Annotated in this window: 9 protein-coding genes and 1 pseudogene; 2 read left to right on the forward strand and 8 right to left on the reverse strand. The window is 42.4% G+C overall.

The window, feature by feature from the left end; genetic code table 11:
* Positions 1-5: 5 nt before the first annotated feature.
* Positions 6-1,217: a gliding motility-associated C-terminal domain-containing protein gene (locus IPI59_07300; GenBank protein ID MBK7527342.1), complete on the reverse strand. Its 1,212-nt coding sequence runs from the start codon at positions 1,215-1,217 to the stop codon at positions 6-8.
* A 154-nt stretch (positions 1,218-1,371) separates the two neighbouring features.
* Positions 1,372-4,101, reverse strand: a complete 2,730-nt coding sequence (locus IPI59_07305; protein MBK7527343.1) for a choice-of-anchor L domain-containing protein — start codon at positions 4,099-4,101, stop codon at positions 1,372-1,374.
* Between the two features lie 542 nt (positions 4,102-4,643).
* Between IPI59_07305 and IPI59_07310 the strand changes: the two genes are divergently transcribed.
* Positions 4,644-6,662 carry a urocanate hydratase gene (locus IPI59_07310; GenBank protein MBK7527344.1) on the forward strand — a complete coding sequence of 673 codons (2,019 nt, stop codon included), beginning with the start codon at positions 4,644-4,646 and terminating at the stop codon, positions 6,660-6,662.
* A 50-nt stretch (positions 6,663-6,712) separates the two neighbouring features.
* On the opposite strand, the gene IPI59_07315 is transcribed toward IPI59_07310, so the two are convergent.
* From IPI59_07315 to guaB, 5 genes and pseudogenes are all read right to left on the reverse strand, one after another.
* The gene (locus IPI59_07315; GenBank protein ID MBK7527345.1) at positions 6,713-8,629 is read right to left on the reverse strand and encodes a fumarate reductase/succinate dehydrogenase flavoprotein subunit; all 1,917 of its coding nucleotides are present in this window, start codon (positions 8,627-8,629) and stop codon (positions 6,713-6,715) included.
* Positions 8,630-8,705: 76 nt separating this feature from the next.
* Positions 8,706-9,413, reverse strand: a complete 708-nt coding sequence (locus IPI59_07320; GenBank protein MBK7527346.1) for a succinate dehydrogenase cytochrome b subunit — start codon at positions 9,411-9,413, stop codon at positions 8,706-8,708.
* A gap of 269 nt (positions 9,414-9,682) precedes the next feature.
* Complete coding sequence (locus tag IPI59_07325; protein ID MBK7527347.1) at positions 9,683-12,982, reverse strand: hypothetical protein; 3,300 nt, start codon at positions 12,980-12,982, stop codon at positions 9,683-9,685.
* 547 nt (positions 12,983-13,529) lie between these two features.
* A complete protein-coding gene (locus IPI59_07330; protein MBK7527348.1) occupies positions 13,530-14,060 on the reverse strand; it encodes a DUF1573 domain-containing protein in 531 nt (176 codons plus the stop codon).
* Between the two features lie 134 nt (positions 14,061-14,194).
* Positions 14,195-15,647: pseudogene (guaB, locus tag IPI59_07335) on the reverse strand (IMP dehydrogenase).
* Between the two features lie 340 nt (positions 15,648-15,987).
* On the opposite strand from guaB, the gene IPI59_07340 reads away from it, so the two are divergent.
* Complete coding sequence (locus IPI59_07340; GenBank protein ID MBK7527349.1) at positions 15,988-17,853, forward strand: S9 family peptidase; 1,866 nt, start codon at positions 15,988-15,990, stop codon at positions 17,851-17,853.
* Between the two features lie 93 nt (positions 17,854-17,946).
* Here the strand turns inward: IPI59_07340 and IPI59_07345 are convergent, their stop codons facing one another.
* Positions 17,947-18,690 (reverse strand): geranylgeranylglyceryl/heptaprenylglyceryl phosphate synthase, encoded by a 744-nt coding sequence (locus IPI59_07345; protein ID MBK7527350.1) that lies wholly within the window; start codon positions 18,688-18,690, stop codon positions 17,947-17,949.
* Between the last annotated feature and the right edge of the window lie 462 nt (positions 18,691-19,152).

The raw sequence follows: 19,152 nt of genomic DNA on the forward strand, positions 1-19,152 counted from the left end.
CTTATCTATCTCAGCAACGTAATATTGCCTTTAAAGGTTTGCAAATCTCCATTGTTAAGTTGGGCAGTTCCGGCAAATACATATACTCCGGCAGATACCGGGCTGCTATTGCGGTTGCCGTCCCAGCCATTTGAGCCAATTAAATTATCGGTACTAAACACCAAATTGCCCCATCTGTCGTAAATGCGCATGCTTGCAGTTTTAATACCTGCTTGTGCTTTAATATTGAAGTAGTCGTTTAAGCCATCGTTATTGGGACTAAACGCATTGGGGAACAAGAAAGTTTCGAGCGGAATTTCGGCAACGGTAATACTGTTTTTAGCTTCACAGCCATTAGCATCGGTAACGGTAACGGTGTAGGTGCCGGGTTTAGTAACTGTAATACTTTGTGTGGTTTGACCTTTGTCATCATCCCAAGTGTAGGTGGCGTAAGTTTCGTTTACAAAAATGGTAGCAGTATTGCCCGAAAAAAAGAGGGTATCGCCGCCCAATGTAGGGGTAGGAGGGGCGTAAATGGTAACATTGGCAAAGTCAGATACGTCACATCCGGATATTTTGTCGGTAACAGTTACACTATACTCGCCCGATTGACTAACGGAGATAGTAGGTGTAGTTTCTCCATTCGACCAAAGCCAAGTACTGTAATTACCTGATGCGTCTAAAATTGCTTGCTCATCGGGGCAAATTGAAACATCTTTAAGGTCAAATTCGAGTACAACGGGGTCAACATTTATGGTAACGGTTTGGGTGCCTGTGCAGCCTTGCTGGTTAGTAATGGTTAAGGTATAGGTAATATCGCCGGTAATGGTAGCGGTGGCACCTAAACTTTTTGGGTTATCTAAACCAGTGGCAGGCGACCATAAATATTGGTAGTTAGATATTGGCGAAAGGTTGTTTAGTTTAATTTTGGCTTCGCCATCTATACAAAGGCTGGTATCTATGCTAATATTTGGGATATAAGGAACATTGGCCAAATACACCATTACCGAGTCGGTAGCTTTACAGCCCAGTGTATCGGTGCCAACCACTTTGTACATGGTGGTTTTGCTTGGCGATGCTACTGGGTTAGGGCAATTAGTACACGAAAGCCCATCTGGCGGCGACCACTCGTAAGATACAGCTCCAGTTGCGTCAAGTTGTGCCGAGCCACCAGGGCAAATAGTTTGTGCCGGAACAGCATCAATAGCTAAATTGTCGTAAACTACCAAAGTGGCCAAAATGGGTATAGTGGTGCAGCCACATTCAACCTCATCTAATTTTATCGAAACAGTCTCTAAACCTTCGGTGATATTGTCTTCGTAAACGGTAACAAATAAAACAATGGCAGTGTCTCCAGCAGGAATGGTAATACTTGCTGGAAGCGGTTCATAGTCAACGCCCGGAATTGCACTGCCGGGCTGTTTTAAAGAGTAGGGTCATATCGGTATTAATATCAATGCCATCGCCGCGCTCGAAGAAAAAATAACCGTTTTTACACCCTTCATATACTGTTTTAGTGCCGGGTACAGCGCCAAAAGATACTACATCCACGTCGCTGCCGTCGGTAAATGAGTTGGCCTCTAAAAACACCGCCGAGTCAAGTACGTGGTCGCCGGCATCGGCTACGCCTAATTTAATATGGTACAACTCGCATTTTTCTAATCCGGTAAATTCGGCAGTTAGTGTTACAGTACAGCCATCTAATTGTGTTTCAATGATACTAGACATACCACCAGTATTATCTTCGTAATAACTGCTATTTAAACCGTTATTTACGTTGTTAATGGATACCGGAGTTGAGGTGCCGGGTATTAGAGCAATATTAACAGAGCTGTTTGAATATGGCCCACTAATACCAGGACCACTTAAAAAGAAACCAAATACATCATTATACGAAGAGTTTACAAATTCATTGTACTCTTCAGAGCCAAATACATATTTAAACGACACATTAGGTTCTGAAGGGATAAAATCAAATTCTAAGACTGCTGCATCGTTGGTTTGGTAGCTTGGGTTAAGTTCATCTAAATCCGGATCGCCATCCAATGAATTACCGCCGGGCGCCTGTGTTTCGCTGCCACTATCGTTAGGGCCATATACAAAGTCCGAGTCTCCGGTGGTTAGCATTAATCCGGATGAAAAGCCAATATCTAAATCTGTTTGTTTTTCAAAATAAGATAACTGCGAGGGGTCTCCGGTAAATTTTACGTTAAATGCAGATATACAGCCTCCGCCTAACAAAACTTCTTGTACTAAATAGGCAGGGCAATCAAGGCATTCGGTTTCGGTATCTACGTAAACGGTGCAGTCGCCGCCGGCGTCTCCTATACAATTGGCATCAAAAAATTTGGTCATAGTATAGGTAGTCGAGGTGTCGGGAAAAACCTCCCAAAAATAGGGAGTTTCGTCTATGCCCGAAACGGTTATATCTTTTGTGCCATCGTTTATGATTATTTTCCAAGGGGGAGTTCCGGTAAATTCTAATTTTAAGAAAGTGGGATATCCGGGAAATAAAGTAGTGTCGTTACAAACAAATTTTCCGGATGGGGTGCCTATGTTTACATACATGGTATCTATGTCGCTGCCTTCGGGGTTGGTAACTTTAAGTGTAACCATATAAGTACCATCGGCACTCCAGTAAACTTTTGGGTCTTGCTCGGTACTAGTAGCCGGTGTGCCGCCGTCAAATGTCCATTCAACGCTGGTAATATTTGCGCCAAAACTTTTATTATAAAAATCTGCTAAGGCAAATACGCAGGTTACATCAATAAAACTCGATTCGATGATGGCTGTTGGGGCGGCTTTTGCGCAAAGTACTGCTTTGTAGGCATTAACCCGACCAGCACCTAACTTGCCTTCGAAACCCGGATTTAAGGCCTCGATGGGGTCGGCGGTAGTTTTTATACATTCTTCAACCTTGTCGGGGGGCATACCGGGGTCGTAGGCCAAAATAAGTGCTGCCACCCCCGATACCAACGGGCATGCCATTGAAGTACCGCTGTACGAAAAATAACTGTCGTTGGTGGTTGCTACGGTGCTCCAAATATCAACGCCCGGGGCGGTTACGTCAATGGTGGCGCCGTAGTTCGAGAAGTCGGCTTTTTTGTCGTCCTCATCGCTGGCAGCTACACTAATAGCATAATCGTACGAGGCCGGGTACATGGGGTTGTCGGTATTATCGTTTCCAGCGGCGCAAATAAGCACAATGCCTGCGGCATGGGCGGCATCAAACAAATCTTGTTCGGTAGCCGAGGGGGCGCCGCCCCCCCAAGACATGCTGATGATACGAGCGCCGGCAGCCATTGCATAATCAACTCCTTGATATCCGGCATCTATTGAACCGGTATAGGGGCCGTCTTTAGTACATTTTACAGCTATAATTTTCGTTTTAAACCCAATGGAGGCAATACCTAAGGCATTATCGGTGGTAGCACTCGAAATACCTGCACAGTGCGTACCATGCGAAAACTCGTTGTCGTTGGCTGTATTTGGCGGATTAGGGTCGTTGTCGTTGTCGGCGGGGTCCCATCCGTTTACATCATCTACAAATCCATTCGAGTCGTTGTCTAAATTGTCGTTTGGAATTTCATTTGAATTGACCCAAATATTATCTTTAAGGTCGTTATGTGTAATTTTTACAGCATCGTCAACAATGGCAATCGTAATTTTGTCTGAGCCTTTTGTAACATCCCATGCATTTTCGGCTTCAATATTTTTTAAATTATATTGTTTGGGCAGGTCGGGGTCGTTAGGGGTGTAATAAGTGTAGCGAGCAGCTACTTTTTCGGCGTATTCAGTGAAGGGCAATTTGCGCAGGGCTTCAAGTAGTTGGTCGGTTTTTTGTATTTGGCTGAAATGAACTTGGTAATGGCGTTGCATGGCCTTTGTTTTAAAAGGCTTTTCAATCAAATAGATACCGTATTCGTCAATAAGGTCTTTAAAGTACACTATGCCGCGGTGAGCTTTGGGTTGTTTGGCATCGTACTTAAAATCGCCATGGGCATATTTAGGGCTTATTTTTAAAAAAAGTTTTCCTGCCACATAGTCGGGGCGGCTGTTGCCATCTTGAGGTGGGCAAATGGTATATTCAAAAATTGCATTTTCGTTGCTTTGGCATACCAAATAGCACGGGTTGTTTGCAAATAAAAAGTTGGAGCATCCCACAAGGCAGAACATAAAAACCGATAAACCGATTTTTAACAAATGGGGTAATAATGTTTGGGATTTCATAAAGTATTGGGAATAGTAAAACTGTGTTATGTGTATTTATTTATATGAATTTTTTAATTGGAAATGGCAATGGATAGGCATAAAATATCTGTCATCTGTTATAAATTATTGTGCCTATTTAGATTTGTTTGCCTCTTTTCTCGTAAGACAACAACTAAAATAACAACTCCTTTACGTAAAAAAAACGTATTTCGTTGCCTATATTAGCAAACAAAACAGTAATAAAAAAAACAAAATGTAAAATAACCTACAAAGTTAAGCTTTTTTCAAGATTTGGCTATGCTATTTCCAAGACTAAATCACAATTTGATACAAATAAAGCAGGTTTTTGCAATAATGCAATTAATAATATTAGTGTAGGCAGTATCTTTGCCTAATTCTTAAACGCCTTCTAAATACAGATAGTTAGTTTCTATCATTTCTTTATTTGTTGTATGACTATTGCCGAGTTTCAAGCCCATATTTTAAACGGTATTCCTACTCAGTTGCCGCCCCCACCTGTTTACGATACCACTTTAAACCATGCCCCCATCCGGAAACCTATTTTAACGCTTGCCGAAAAACAGTTAGCGCTAAAAAATGCTTTGCGGTATTTCCAAGTACAACATCATCCTGTTCTTGCACCTGAGTTTGCAGCCGAGTTAAATCAGTTTGGGCGTATTTATATGCACCGTTTTAGGCCAGTTTACCCTATGCACGCAAGACCTGTTCGTCATTACCCGTGCCAAACCCCGCAGGCTGCTGCTATTATGCTAATGATACAAAATAACCTCGACCCGGAAGTAGCACAACACCCCCACGAACTCATTACCTACGGCGGCAACGGCGCAGTGTTTCAAAATTGGGCGCAATACTTGCTAACGATGCAGTATTTGGCAAAAATGACCAACAAACAAACCCTTGTTTTATACTCGGGGCATCCTTTGGGCTTGTTCCCTTCGCATCCCGATGCGCCAAGGGTAGTTGTTACTAACGGCATGATGATTCCTAATTACTCGCAACCCGATGACTGGGAGCGGTTTAATGCGCTGGGGGTCACCCAATATGGCCAAATGACCGCCGGATCTTTTATGTATATTGGGCCGCAAGGTATTGTACACGGAACAACCATTACGGTACTAAATGCCGGACGCAGGCTTGGTATTGCCGGGCCTGATGGGTTGCAGGGCGTAGTTTTTGCAACTTCGGGTTTAGGGGGCATGTCAGGAGCGCAAGCAAAAGCAGCCGTAATTGCCGGAGCGGTAGGCGTGGTGGCCGAAATTAACCCCAAAGTGGTAGCACTTCGCCACCGGCAAGGGTGGGTTGACGAAGTTTATACCGATTTAGCACAGCTATCAGCAAGAATAATGCAGGCGAAAGGAAACGGCCAAGCCGTATCGTTGGCTTATGAGGGCAATGTAGTAGATATGTGGGAGTATTTTGCCCAACATAATATCCGGATTGAATTGGGTTCAGACCAAACCTCGTTGCATAACCCTTGGGCCGGAGGGTATTATCCCGCCGGATATACGCTTGAGGAATCTCAAGATTTAATGGCGCAAAATCCCGATGCGTTTCGTACTGCGGTACAGCAAAGTTTAATTCGGCAGGTAAATGCTGTCAATAAATTAGGTACTAACTTAGGTATGTATTTTTGGGATTATGGCAATGCTTTTTTACTCGAAGCCAGTCGTGCCGGTGCCGATGTGATGGCTGCCAACGGCATCGACTTTAAATACCCAAGCTATGTGCAAGACATATTAGGCCCGCTTTGTTTTGATTACGGGTTTGGCCCGTTTAGATGGGTTTGCACAAGTAACACTAACGAAGACTTGGCTACAACAGATGCTTTAGCCGCCCAAGTGCTGCGACAAATGCTCGAAACTGCCCCGCCCGAAATTACACCTCAGCTACACGACAATTTGCGCTGGATAGAAGCAGCAAAAGCTAATCAATTAGTTGTTGGCTCGAAAGCTCGTATTTTATATGCCGATGCCGAAGGCCGCATCCGGATAGCTAAAGCCTTTAATGAAGCCATTGCTAAGGGCACAATTACCGCGCCCGTTGTGCTTGGCCGCGACCACCACGACGTATCGGGCACCGACTCGCCGTACCGCGAAACAAGTAATATTTACGATGGCTCGCGTTTTACCGCCGATATGGCCGTTCATAACGTTATAGGCGACTCGTTTAGGGGTGCTACCTGGGTTAGCCTGCACAACGGCGGTGGGGTAGGATGGGGCGAGGTTATAAATGGCGGCTTTGGATTGGTGCTTGACGGAACCCCCGAAGCTACCCAACGACTACAAGCTATGCTGCACTGGGATGTTAATAATGGTATTGCCCGCCGTAGCTGGGCTCGCAACCCCGAAGCCATTTTTGCCATAAAACGCGCCATGGAAACCGAGCCATTATTAAAGGTTACTTTACCAAATATAGTAAGCGACAACTTGCTTGAACAGCTATTTACTTAAAAAAAATATACAGGCAAGCAAAAATAATAAAAATATACGTTGTGAACTTATTAAACGTAACTACGTGTAACTAATTTAATGGTTTCGTAAACAAGTGGTTCTTTATGTAGAATGGGTTTAGCTGCATCGCCGCTATATTGCCAGGCGGCCACATATAAAAATTGGTCGTCGTTGCGTTTGGCTTCGCCGTTATCTTGATACTCTTCGCGGAAATGGCCTCCACAGCTTTCATTTCTGAGTAGGGCATCGTCAACCATTAACTCGCTAAGTTCTAAGAAGTCGGCAACTCTGTTGGCTTTGTCTAATTCCGGATTAAAAGAAGCGTCATCGCCCGGAATAAATACATCGCGCCAAAACTCTTCGCGCAATGCTTGTATCATTTTTTTTGCTTTGGCCAACCCTTCGGCGTTGCGCGCCATACCGCAATAATCCCACATTATTTTGCCCAATTTCATGTGTATATCGTCAACCGACTGGTTGCCCTTAACCTGCAATAAGTGTTGAATTTGGTTTTTAACTGTATTTTCAGCCTCGTCAAAAGCGGGGTGATTGGTAGAGATTTTTCCGGTCCTAATTTCGTTGGCCAGGTAGTTTCCAATAGTTATGGGCAATATAAAATAGCCATCGGCTAAACCTTGCATTAATGCCGAGGCACCAAGGCGGTTTGCACCGTGGTCGCTAAAATTGGCTTCGCCGGTAACGTATAATCCGGGTATATTAGAGGATAGTTCGTAATCAACCCAAAGGCCCCCCATAGTATAGTGTACTGCCGGATAAATGCGCATTGGTGTTTTGTAGGGGCTTTCTCCGGTAATTCGCTCGTACATTTCAAATAGGTTGCCATAGCGTTCGCGCACTATGTCTTCGCCTAAACGTTTAATAGCCGCCGAAAAATCTAAATAAACAGCTTCGCCATTTTCAATTACACTGCGGCCTTCGTCGCATACCCTTTTAGCGGCTCTTGAGGCTACATCTCGGGGTACTAAGTTTCCAAAGGCGGGGTACATACGCTCTAAGTAATAGTCGCGGTCTTCTTCGGGTATGGTATTGGGTTTTTTAAGACGGTCTTCAATTTTTTTAGGCACCCATACCTGGCCGTCGTTGCGCAAGCTTTCGCTCATTAGGGTTAGTTTTGACTGGTATTGGCCGGTTACAGGTATGCAGGTTGGGTGAATTTGGGTAAAACAGGGATTGCCAAACAATGCGCCGCGTTTATGAGCTTTCCAAATTGCGGTTACGTTGCTACCCATTGCATTTGTTGATAAAAAGAACACATTGCCGTAACCTCCGGTTGCCAAAACAACGGCATGGGCGGCATGGCGTTCAATGGCACCGGTTTCTAAATTCCGGACAATAATTCCGCGTGCTTTGCCGTCAATTAATACCACATCTAACATTTCGTGGCGGTTATACATGGTAACTGTTTTGGCGGCAATTTGTCTGCTAAGTGCGCTGTATGCACCTATCAGTAATTGCTGTCCGGTTTGGCCGGCAGCATAAAAGGTTCGGCTTACTTGTACCCCTCCAAACGAACGGTTTGATAATAAGCCGCCATATTCGCGGGCAAAGGGTACGCCCTGCGCTACACATTGGTCAATAATTTGTACACTGGTTTCGGCAAGGCGGTGAACGTTGGCTTCGCGCGAGCGGTAGTCGCCACCTTTAATTGTATCATAAAAAAGCCGATATACGCTATCGCCATCATTTTGATAGTTTTTAGCTGCATTAATACCACCTTGTGCGGCTATACTGTGCGCTCTGCGAGGCGAGTCTTGAAAACAAAAACATTTTACATTATAGCCTAATTCGCCCAACGAGGCGGCGGCGGCCCCTCCGGCTAAGCCACTACCTACTACAATAATATCGAGCTTGCGTTTATTGTTTGGCGCAACTAATTTAACGGTTGACTTATAATGTGTCCACTTATTTTCTAATGGACCGTTAGGGATATTGGCATTAAGTTGCATAACTAAAAATTCAAACAAACAAAAATGAAAATGAATATGCGGCGTGATAAATTAAAGGCGAAGTATTTTCGTTAAATTATTGCCCTAAGCAATTTTGGGTAATACTAGCATGGTTTAAAAAAATATAAAGTGGTTGCAAGGCAAAGCCTATGGAAATGATAAGCGTAAACGCTACCCCAATTGCTTTGATAAGTGGCGTATATTTTTTATGGTTAAGTCCTAAAGATTGAAACGCGCTTTGAAAACCATGCCATAGATGAAGCCCTACTACAACAACCGAAAAAAGGTAAAAAGCTATATACCACCATTGGCCAAAAGCAACGACAACAATTTTATATAGATCTTTGTACTCGTGTCCATCATACGATACAGTTGCTACTGTGCCAAATTTTAACTCGAACCAAAAACTTTTCATGTGTATGACAATAAAAAGCAGCATAACCGTGCCAAGTAAAGCCATACTGCGCGATGCCCAAGTTGTTTGGTTGGCCTTAGTTTGCGCGTAGTTTATGGGGCGTGCTTTTTTATTTAGGTATGCCAAGTAAATGCCTTGGAAACTGTGGAGCAGAATAAAAAAGTAGGTTACATACGATATTATTTTTATTGGCCCAAAGTTGGTCATAAATTTGGTGTATATATTAAAAGACTGGCCACAATCGTTTTTAAATAGCTGCAAATTACCCGACATGTGTACGGCTAAAAACAAGCATAAGAACAATCCAGTCAAACTCATAATGGTTTTCCGACCAATTGATGAGGATAAAAAACTTCCAAACCAAGACATAACGAATTTAGTTAATTTTTAATTTAAATCTCATTATATTGCTAATAAAAACAATATAATTTTGAGTTTCGTTTAAATTTGCGTGCAAAATTACAAAAAGGATATGGCATACGGCTAAAAATAATCAACTTATTTTTTTGACCCCTAAATTTAATCTTTTATAGTGCGAAAATTAAAAACGGGCAGTGTCAATACTTTAAACACTGCCCGTTTGCTAATGGCTACTTAACAACACGTAATTGCCATTTCTTAGCTAATTATCAACTTTTTTATATTTTTACTATTTTTTGCGGGTTAGCTACAAGCACTCCTTGTTGGTTATAGAAGTACAATACATATAAACCTTGTGGCAATGCACCTAAATCGAGGCTTTGTGTTAACATGCCGTTCATAATGGTTTTGGTGGTTACAATTTTACCATCGGGCGTAGTTAGGTTTACGGTGTGTACGGCAGGGGCTATATCGCTAAAAGTAATAGTAATATAATTTTCGGTGGGGTTAGGTGCTACTTGTGGTTGCACATTGGTAGGCAATTGGTTAGGAGGGGAGGCAAAACCACTAATTAGGTCGCATTTCTCAGCGTAGCAAACCAACCCTTGGTCATCGGTGCGTTGTACCATCATACAAACGTAATAGCTGCCGGATGTACTGTAGGTATGGTAAACTGTATTATTGCCTATAGAGGTAGTATTTGGGCTGTTGTCGCCCCAAGTCCAGGTAACTACATCGCAAGGCAGTAGGGCTACAGGGGTAAACGAGTCTAAAGTAGTATTGTAGATAAACCCAGAGCTAACATTAGTTTGTAATTTATCGCATAAGCAGGGTTCGGGTGTATCAACCACATCAAAACAGGTGTTAAGTTTTATTTTGCAAACGGTACCATCGCTGTTGGGGCGTATAACTTCGGCGCAAGCGGTGTAATTTCCGGGGGTTGCAAAGGTAAAGGTAAAGCAATTGCCTGCTTGGCTATTAGGTGTATCGGGTGTTGAGTCGCAGTTAATATCCCAGTTTACAATGTCTCCGGTTGTTAAACTGCCCGATACACAAAATTGGTAATTTATGCCGCCTAAATGGGTAACTACTATACCATAGTTGTTAAAATCGGTCATAAAGTCGGCGCAGCAAGGTTTGTCGCAAGGAATAACGATCTGTTTTTCGAGTTTTACTTCGCAATCGACATCTAAAATTTCGCCATTGAGACCGGTTTGGTAAACAAAAGTCCGGATGATTCTGACACAAATAGTTTGCGGGCCGCAGGGCAATCCGGATGCTACAAAGGGTGTGCTGCCATTTCCGGTAAATTCCGGAACTCCATCACAATTAGTATCCCATATTACCACATCACTTGTTAATAAGCCAAAAGGAGGATAAAAGGTTACAGTTGGCAATAAGCTCATATCTACCGGCAGTGGTGCGTTTTGCATTTGTGTTGTAAACTCATTGCAGGTTAGTGGTATAGTTACTTTTTTGGTGAGGGTAACCTCGCAGGTGTCGCTGCCGCTTACTCGTTTAACGGTTAGGCACACTACATAAGTGCCCGATGCCGCAAAGGTATGTGTATAGCTTGGATTTAGCGTGCTTTCAATGCTGTTGTCGCAATTAATATCCCATTCAACAAGGTCGGTGGGTAATACGCCGGCAGGTACGGTAAAGGTGGCGTTAAGTGTGCCCGGACTTATTGCGTAGCCAAAAGTTTGTGCCGATAGGTTTGCTACAAAATTGCTTTCCGAGCAGCTTGGCCCACACACTTCAATATCGTCAATAGCAAAATCGTAGCCCATATAAATTTCATCATCGGCAATAAGGGCAAAGGTCATAGGCAGGCCGGTGCCGGTAATGGTGGTACTAATTTGCTGCCATTGTTGCGGTACACAATTAGGGTCGGTTGCAAAATTGTGGGTTAAATAGGTGGTGCCGTTTACTTCAAGGCTTATTTTTCCGGCTGTTTGGCAAGCGGGTGGCCAAACCCAGGCACTAAAAGTATAAGTTCCGCTGGCAACGGTATTTATATTTTGTTGTAGGATTACCAAATCAACTCCGCCAGAAGTAGGGGGCATGCAGGTAAAATTACAATTATTTCGCACGTGGTCTTGCCAAAAAAAGTGGCCACTAATGGTTCCGGTAGTGTGGTCGGGTATTTGCGGATTAGGAAATAAAACAGGCCAAAAATTGGGCTGAATAGGCTCAAAATAAGATGGGGTGTATTGCGCTACGGGCATTCCGGAGGCTACGGCGTTAGCAGAGGTTTCAAAAGTACCATTAAACCATAAATTGTTATCGCATGGGCACCCGTCAACGGTAAGCATATAATCTAAGCCATATTTTTTGCACCCGCCGTAATTAATACCACTTGTTGGGTAGGTAAGTTGGATGCTGTAATTATATGTGCCGTTGCTGTTGTGTGCGGCTATATAAGTGGCACTTGTTGCGCCTGTAATTAAAGTATTATTCAAATACCATTGCCAGCCGAAACCCGGAGGCAAACAAATATTAGGCCCCTGAAGTACTGTTTGTTGGTTGCACAACGCTGTGTAAGCATAAGATAACGGCAATGGAAGCTCAACTAAATCAACCCTGTCAACACTTAAAATGCTTTGTGCACTGCCGCTGTTTTGGCGCGGGTAAATAGCTAATTCACTATAGCCTTGGCTGCCTGTTGTAAAACAAGTAAAAGCCGTTTGCATTGTGGTGTTAGTAGTAAGGTTTGTTTCGGTTAAAATATTTTGGTTAGGAGTGGACGTAGCGGGGTCGTAGGCAGTACCAACACAAGTGGCTACGCTGCTATGCAAACTTACAATGGCATTGTTTAAAGTGTTGCTTGCGGGGGTAGCGCGGTTGTAGGCAAATAAATACATGCTGTTTGGGTTTATCGTTACATTGGTTTTTAAACCCTCGCCGTGTGATGTGCCGCCGCCGGCATTAGCTAATGCCCACATGCTTACATAACCAGCATCAATACCGCCTGCATAAGGCCAGTTAGCAGCAACGCCATTTGGCGTGCCATGTGTGCCCGACCAACAATTTACCGGGCTTCCTGTGCAAATATTTAGATAGTTAGGTATATTGCTGCAAATTCCTGGGTTACAAATTAAATTAGGGTAGGTGCAAAAAGGTGTAAATGTTAAACATGGCAGGATAACAGGGTCAATACCTTTTTTGTAAATATAAATCACCCCAGTTAAATGTTCGCCTTTTATGCCGTTGGCGTTCGATATGGTATAGTTTATTTTGTCGTAACCATTATCGAAAAATTCGGAGTTTGGGTAATAAAAAATTAGGTCAACATCCCAAACTGCCTTTCCGAAGTCGGGCTGTCCTATTTCTGTAACGTACAAACCTTTTAGTAAATCTTTACAAACTACAGGGTCGTCGGTGATGCATAGATCGTTAGCCAAAATATCGGCTACATTAATCATTAAGGAACTTTGGCCATCTATCCACTCGTAGTAATCGGCGGCGGGTTGAATGGTGGCAGTGTCAATGGGTTCTTGGGCAAACGCAGTTAAACTTAAAAGCGCGCTAAGTAATAAAGTTAAAGCGCAGTTTTGGAAAGTCAAAAAATTAGTCATGGCGAAGTAAAATATTTTGTGTTAAAAAAATGATTAATTATTTTTGATGACACAAAATTACCGCCATGGACAAGGGGGTTGCAATTACAAAAATGATATAAAAAAAACAGGCTTTTTTATCCGGATATATTTTTTTACGGGATAGTTTTTTACCTATGGCAAAGTAGGTATAAATCGTAAAATGCTTACTACACAAGCATTACAGCAATATCGAACCTCACAACAAAGGCAATAAATAATAAAAAAACATCATTACACATTTTCGATAAAATTCCGGAACCATATTTTACCCTTTTTCTTAATTAGTATAAAAAAGAGATTATTTTTCTTAAATCAGATTTTAATTTTAAGAATTGATGCCTTATTTTTAAGACAAGGCGCTACTTTTGGGGCAATATTTCCGGATAAATTGCTATGGAGGAAGCAAAATTTAAGTTTCAAACAAATTTAGTTTGCACTATGCTACTATACATAGCTTATACATAATCTATGTTGCGCTAAAACATTGACTAACCAAAATAACTGCAAGCAAAGTTGTTTTCGTTGTCTAATTATCGCCATCCTCAAGCGGGTTGCTGGTTGCCTGCCATTGTGGGGCGGCATCGTCGCTGTTAGTCGGCTTAGGTATTACGGTGCCCGTAAGGGTAAGCAATTGTCTGGGTGTGTCGGTGGCATTTGTAAGTACCATCACGGTGTGTATAAAAGAGCCTGATCGGCCTTTTGTTTCAACGCGGGCACTGATAAACCCCACCTGGCCGGGCATTATGGCTGCATTTGTCCATCCGGGCGAGGTGCAACCACACGAGGTTTTTACATCGGCAATTAATAAAGGCTCGTTGCCAACATTTTTCACTGTAAAATCAACATGTGCGGGTTCGCCGGCTTCAATATTCCCTAAGTTATATTTTGTAGTTGAAAAATTGGCAATTGGGGTGTGCAGTTCAATTAAATTGCCTTCGTTGTTGTAGGTGTACATTTTGCCTGCTTGCATGGTTGTTTGTGCTTTGGCAGTTACAATAAATCCTAAAGGCATACCTAAAAATAAAAGGCAAATGAGGCTAAAGATTTCTTTTTTCATAATAAAGTAGTATAAAGGCAGCAAATGTTAAGTTGTACTTTTTGCTTAACTACTAATATTGGCAGTAAGTTGTTATGCTTAAGTTTAGACGATATTAATGAAAATAGTAACTTTATTAATTATTTTACTTTACTTTACTTTACTGTATAGTTGGGGGCTTCTTTTGTAATATCTACGTCGTGGGGGTGGCTTTCGCGGAGGCCGGCGCCGGTAATTACCATAAATTGTGCCGACTGATGCAGGCTGGGTATGTTTGGGGTGCCGCAGTAACCCATTCCGGCTTTAATACCACCTAACAGTTGGTAAACGGTATCGGCTAAGCGGCCCTTGTAGGCAACACGCCCTTCAATACCTTCGGGCACTAATTTGTTAGCTCCGTGCTGAAAATACCGGTCTTTGCTGCCGCGCCGCATAGCCGCCAGCGAACCCATACCCCGGTACACTTTAAACCCGGCGGCCTTGGTATAATTCGGTAGCGCCGGGGCTTTCTTTGCATCCGGCAAAAATGCTGCCCAGCATACAGGTACTGGCACCTGCAGCTATGGCTTTTACTATATCGCCACTGTATTTTACTCCACCATCGGCAATAACAGGTATATTGTAAGGCAGTGCTGCTTCGGCACAATCGGTTACGGCTGTAATTTGCGGTACGCCAACCCCTGCTACAACCCTTGTAGTACATATTGAGCCTGGGCCTATGCCTACTTTTATGGCATCGGCACCGGCGGCAATTAAGGCTTTGGTGGCGGCGGCTGTGGCTACGTTTCCGGCAATAATTTGTAAATTGGGGTAGGTATTTTTTAAGCGCTCTACAGCTTGTATTACGCCTAACGAGTGGCCGTGGGCGGTATCTAACACTACCACATCAATACCAGCTTGTATTAAAGCGGCGGTTCTTTGTAACAGGTCGGGGGTATTGCCCAAGGCAGCACCTACCAATAAACGGCCCTGTGCATCTAAGGCTGCATGGGGGTACTGTATTGATTTTTCAATATCTTTAATAGTAATTAATCCGGTTAAATGGCCTTCGGCATCAACCAAAGGCAGTTTTTCAATTTTATGAAACTGAAGTAGTTTTTTTGCCTCGTCTAAAGTAGTGTCCGAGGGTGCTGTAATTAAGTTTTTGCCCGTCATTACCTCAAATATATACTTGTTATGGTCGGTTTCAAACCTAATATCGCGGTTGGTTATAATACCTACCAAACGTTGCCCTTCGGTTACGGGCACCCCCGAAATTCGATATTTTGCCATTAAGGCATCGGCCTCGTGTACTTTGTGGTTGGGCGATAAATAAAACGGATTATTAATAACTACGTTCTGCGAGCGTTTTACTTTGTCCACCTCGTCGGCTTGGCGTTCTATGCTCATGTTTTTATGAATAATGCCAATACCACCTTCGCGTGCCATAGCAATAGCCATCCGGCTTTCGGTAACAGTGTCCATGCCAGCGCTTATTAGGGGCATGTTTAGCCTTATGGTTGGTGTAAGTTGTGTAGTTAAGTCAACTTGATGAGGCAAAACTTCTGAGTAGGCTGGTATTAACAGCACATCGTCAAAAGTTAGCCCTTTGCGGTAGTTGCTTTCCATAAATAAATAAATAAAGTAATTAATGCAATTTTTGCCTTGTGTATGATAGATGGATAAAATAAAACAAGTTGAATGGCTTGTATAATATTGCACCATGCTAACCAGAATGGCGAATACTGAGTTAGCAAATAAAAGCCCTTTCGTTAAAATTGCCTGCAAAATTAAACTTATTTTTCCGGATGACGCAGGCTTTTTTACCTTGAAAATCCGGAAATAAGTTTAAATGATGTTAATTCTTATAAAGTAAAAAGTGTAATTATTAATAATATCGGCTTTATTTTGTACCTTTGCGTTAATTATTTGTTATCGCATTTTGTTTAATATATTTTTTTAAAATAGTATGCAAATACCATTCACGCCGACCATACCTTTAGAAGATTTTTTTAAGATGCCCGAGAAAACAGGTTTTGCCATTTCGCCGAACGGGCAAAATATAGCTTGGTTGGCTCCTTATGCCAACCGGTTAAATGTCTATACCGCCCTTATTGAGCATCCGGAAGAAAAGCACCTTTTAACCAATAGCACCGACCGAAATATAGCAGGCTGCTTTTGGGGAAATGACGACTATATCCTTTATTTAAAAGATACAGACGGCGATGAAAACTTTCGTTTGTACAGCGTACATAAATCGGGCCTTGAAGATGCCGTTTTGTTAACACCTTTTGATGGTATTAAAGTTAATATTATTGATTTATTGCTCAACGGTCACCAAGATGAAATTTTAATTACCCATAATCACCGCGACAAACGCCATTTCGATGTTTATAAACTAAATATCCGCACTAGTCAAGCTGAGTTAGTGCTTGAAAACCCGGGGGGCTACCTAAGTTTTACTTGCGACCAAGAAGGCGCCGTCCGGATGGTTACGCTCGTAGAAGGGGCAACAACATACATTTGCCACCGGAAAACAGCGCAAGACAAGTTTGAAAAAATACTTTCGTTTAGTTTTAAAGATAGTTTTGAGGCAATAGCCTTTGATGCCAACAACGAACATATCTACGCTTTGTCGAACATAAACCGCGACAAAGCCGCTTTGGTTCGGTATGATATTGCCAATAATAAAGAGTTGGATTTGATTTTTGAACATCCGGAAGTTGATTGTACCGGATGCCGCATCTCGCGCCTCACATGGAAACCTCAAGCCGTAATTTACGAGGCGTGGAAACAGGAAATGCACTTTTTAGATGCCGATTTTGCCCAAAACTACCAACAACTTAAAAGTTTATTACCCAACAATCAATTGGAAATTGCCGTTATTAGCCGGAGTTTAGACGAAAAAATTTGGCTAGTTCGCACCTACAGCGACCGGCAATTAGGCAGTTTTTATGTTTATAACACCACTACCAATACTTTGCAATTTTTGGCCGATAACTCGCCTTGGATGGACAAGTATGAACTTGCCGAAATGCGCCCAATTAAATACACCACCCGAGACGGTTTAACAGTACACGGCTATTTAACTTTACCGGTTGGGGTCGAAGCCTCTAAACTACCCGTTGTAGTAAACCCACACGGCGGCCCGTGGGCACGCGACCATTGGGGCTTTAATCCCGAAGTGCAGTTTTTGGCCAACAGAGGCTATGCCGTTTTGCAAATGAACTTTAGAGGGTCGGTAGGTTTTGGCCGCAAATTTTGGGAGGCCTCTTTTAAACAATGGGGGCTTACAATGCAGAACGATATTACAGATGGCGTACAATGGCTAATTGAACAAGGAATTGCCGACCCGCAGCGTATTGCCATTTATGGTGCCAGTTATGGGGGCTATGCAACTTTGGCGGGCATTACTTTTACACCTAATTTATATGCCTGTGCCATAGACTATGTAGGCGTTTCGAACCTGTTTACCTTCATGAAATCAATACCGCCGTATTGGGAGGTTTTTTTAGACCAAATGTACCAAATGGTTGGCCACCCCGAACACGATAAAGACTATTTTACGGCAGCTTCGCCCGTTTTCCATGTTAATAATATTAAAGTGCCTCTGTTTATAGCACAAGGTGCCAAAGACCCACGTGTAAACATTAATGAAAGCGACCAGGTTGTAGAAGCCTTGCAAAAACGCGGTGTTACAATAAACTATATGGTTAAAGACAACGAAGGTCACGGATTTTTGAACCAAGAAAACAAGTTTGAATTTTACAAAGCCATGGAAGAGTTTTTGGCAACCCATTTATTAGTTGATGAAAAAGCTGCTTTTGCCGCCTAATTTTTTCCGGATTTATTGCTGTAGCATATCCTTAGACATAAGCGAAAAACAAACCCTTGATAACTGCGTAGTTATTAGCAGTTTGTTTGTTGTTTAACGTATAGCTTTGGCTATATCTAACATTAATTGTGGGTTTTGCTCAAAAGCAGTGCCAATTACCAACAAATCGGCACCAGCTTGGCATAAAGCAGCAGCTTGTTGTGGCGTTTTTATGCCGCCACCTACAATTAAAGGAATCTCAATTTGTTGTTTAACGGCTGCCACAGTTGCAATAGGTACACTATTTATGGCACCGCTGCCGGCATCTAAATAAATTAATTTTAAACCTAACAGTTCGCCAGCGAGGGCGGTACAGGCTGCAATATCGGGTTTATTGGCGGGTATGGGGCTACTGCCGCTCATGTACGATACCGTTGTAGCAGTGCCGCCGTCAATCAAAACATATCCGGTTGGTAGTGCTTCGAGGCGCATTGCCTGCACTAATGGGGCAGCTATAACATGTTGGCCAATAAGTAAATCGGGATTTCGGCCCGATATTAACGATAAAAATAAAACCGCATCGGCACTTGGGGTTAATTGTAGCGGGCTCCCCGGAAATAAAATAACGGGCAAGGAACTGTGCTGCTTTAAGGCTTGCGCCAGGTCGTCGGTTTGATGTTTGGTAACCAAACTGCCACCCAAAAACCAATAATTCACACCGGCTTGCAAAGCCAGCGTGCTAAGTGAGGGCACATCAGTTAATTGCAATTTATCCGGATCAACCAATACTGCAAGTTGCTTTTTGCCTTCGAGTTTGGTTTTAATAATTTGAGAATATACAATAGATGGTCGTTGCATGCAGTAGCTACCTTAAACTAACAGTCAATCAATCAATCAATTAATTAATAGAACAAAAAACTACCAGTAAACAATATATAAGCGGCAAAATTACGCTTTTTAACTTAACCCTTCCCGAATTATTAGACCATAAAATTAAAGCATATAATATAAATATTGTTTGATTTTGATTTATTTACCTTTCAGTTAGGGCAAAATAATACTAAAAACGGGAACTTTTTAAGAAAATTAGCGGTATTGATAAATGTTAAAGTCTGTGCAGACAACCAAAGAGCATTACAGGGGCAAAAAATAAAATCCGGAAAAAATGATTAATTTTGCCCTTGGCTTAGGGCATTCAGATTGTCTTTGCTATTTAGCCTAAATATATAACCATCCGGTATTCATATAACGTATAAATAAGAAATAGAATAAGAGACTGTCTAAAAATTAAAAATTGGCATGCCAGTCCTAAAAATTGAT

The organism is Sphingobacteriales bacterium (assembly GCA_016706405.1).
Classification (GTDB): domain Bacteria; phylum Bacteroidota; class Bacteroidia; order Chitinophagales; family UBA2359; genus BJ6.

Bases quoted from the DNA above. Each gene is read 5' to 3' on its own strand.
- IPI59_07340 (MBK7527349.1), top strand. From the start codon at position 15,988: ATGCAAATACCATTCACGCCGACCATACCTTTAGAAGATTTTTTTAAG.
- IPI59_07325 (MBK7527347.1), bottom strand. From the start codon at position 12,982: ATGACTAATTTTTTGACTTTCCAAAACTGCGCTTTAACTTTATTACTT.
- IPI59_07315 (MBK7527345.1), bottom strand. From the start codon at position 8,629: ATGCAACTTAATGCCAATATCCCTAACGGTCCATTAGAAAATAAGTGG.
- IPI59_07330 (MBK7527348.1), bottom strand. From the start codon at position 14,060: ATGAAAAAAGAAATCTTTAGCCTCATTTGCCTTTTATTTTTAGGTATG.
- IPI59_07310 (MBK7527344.1), top strand. From the start codon at position 4,644: ATGACTATTGCCGAGTTTCAAGCCCATATTTTAAACGGTATTCCTACT.
- IPI59_07320 (MBK7527346.1), bottom strand. From the start codon at position 9,413: ATGTCTTGGTTTGGAAGTTTTTTATCCTCATCAATTGGTCGGAAAACC.
- IPI59_07345 (MBK7527350.1), bottom strand. From the start codon at position 18,690: ATGCAACGACCATCTATTGTATATTCTCAAATTATTAAAACCAAACTC.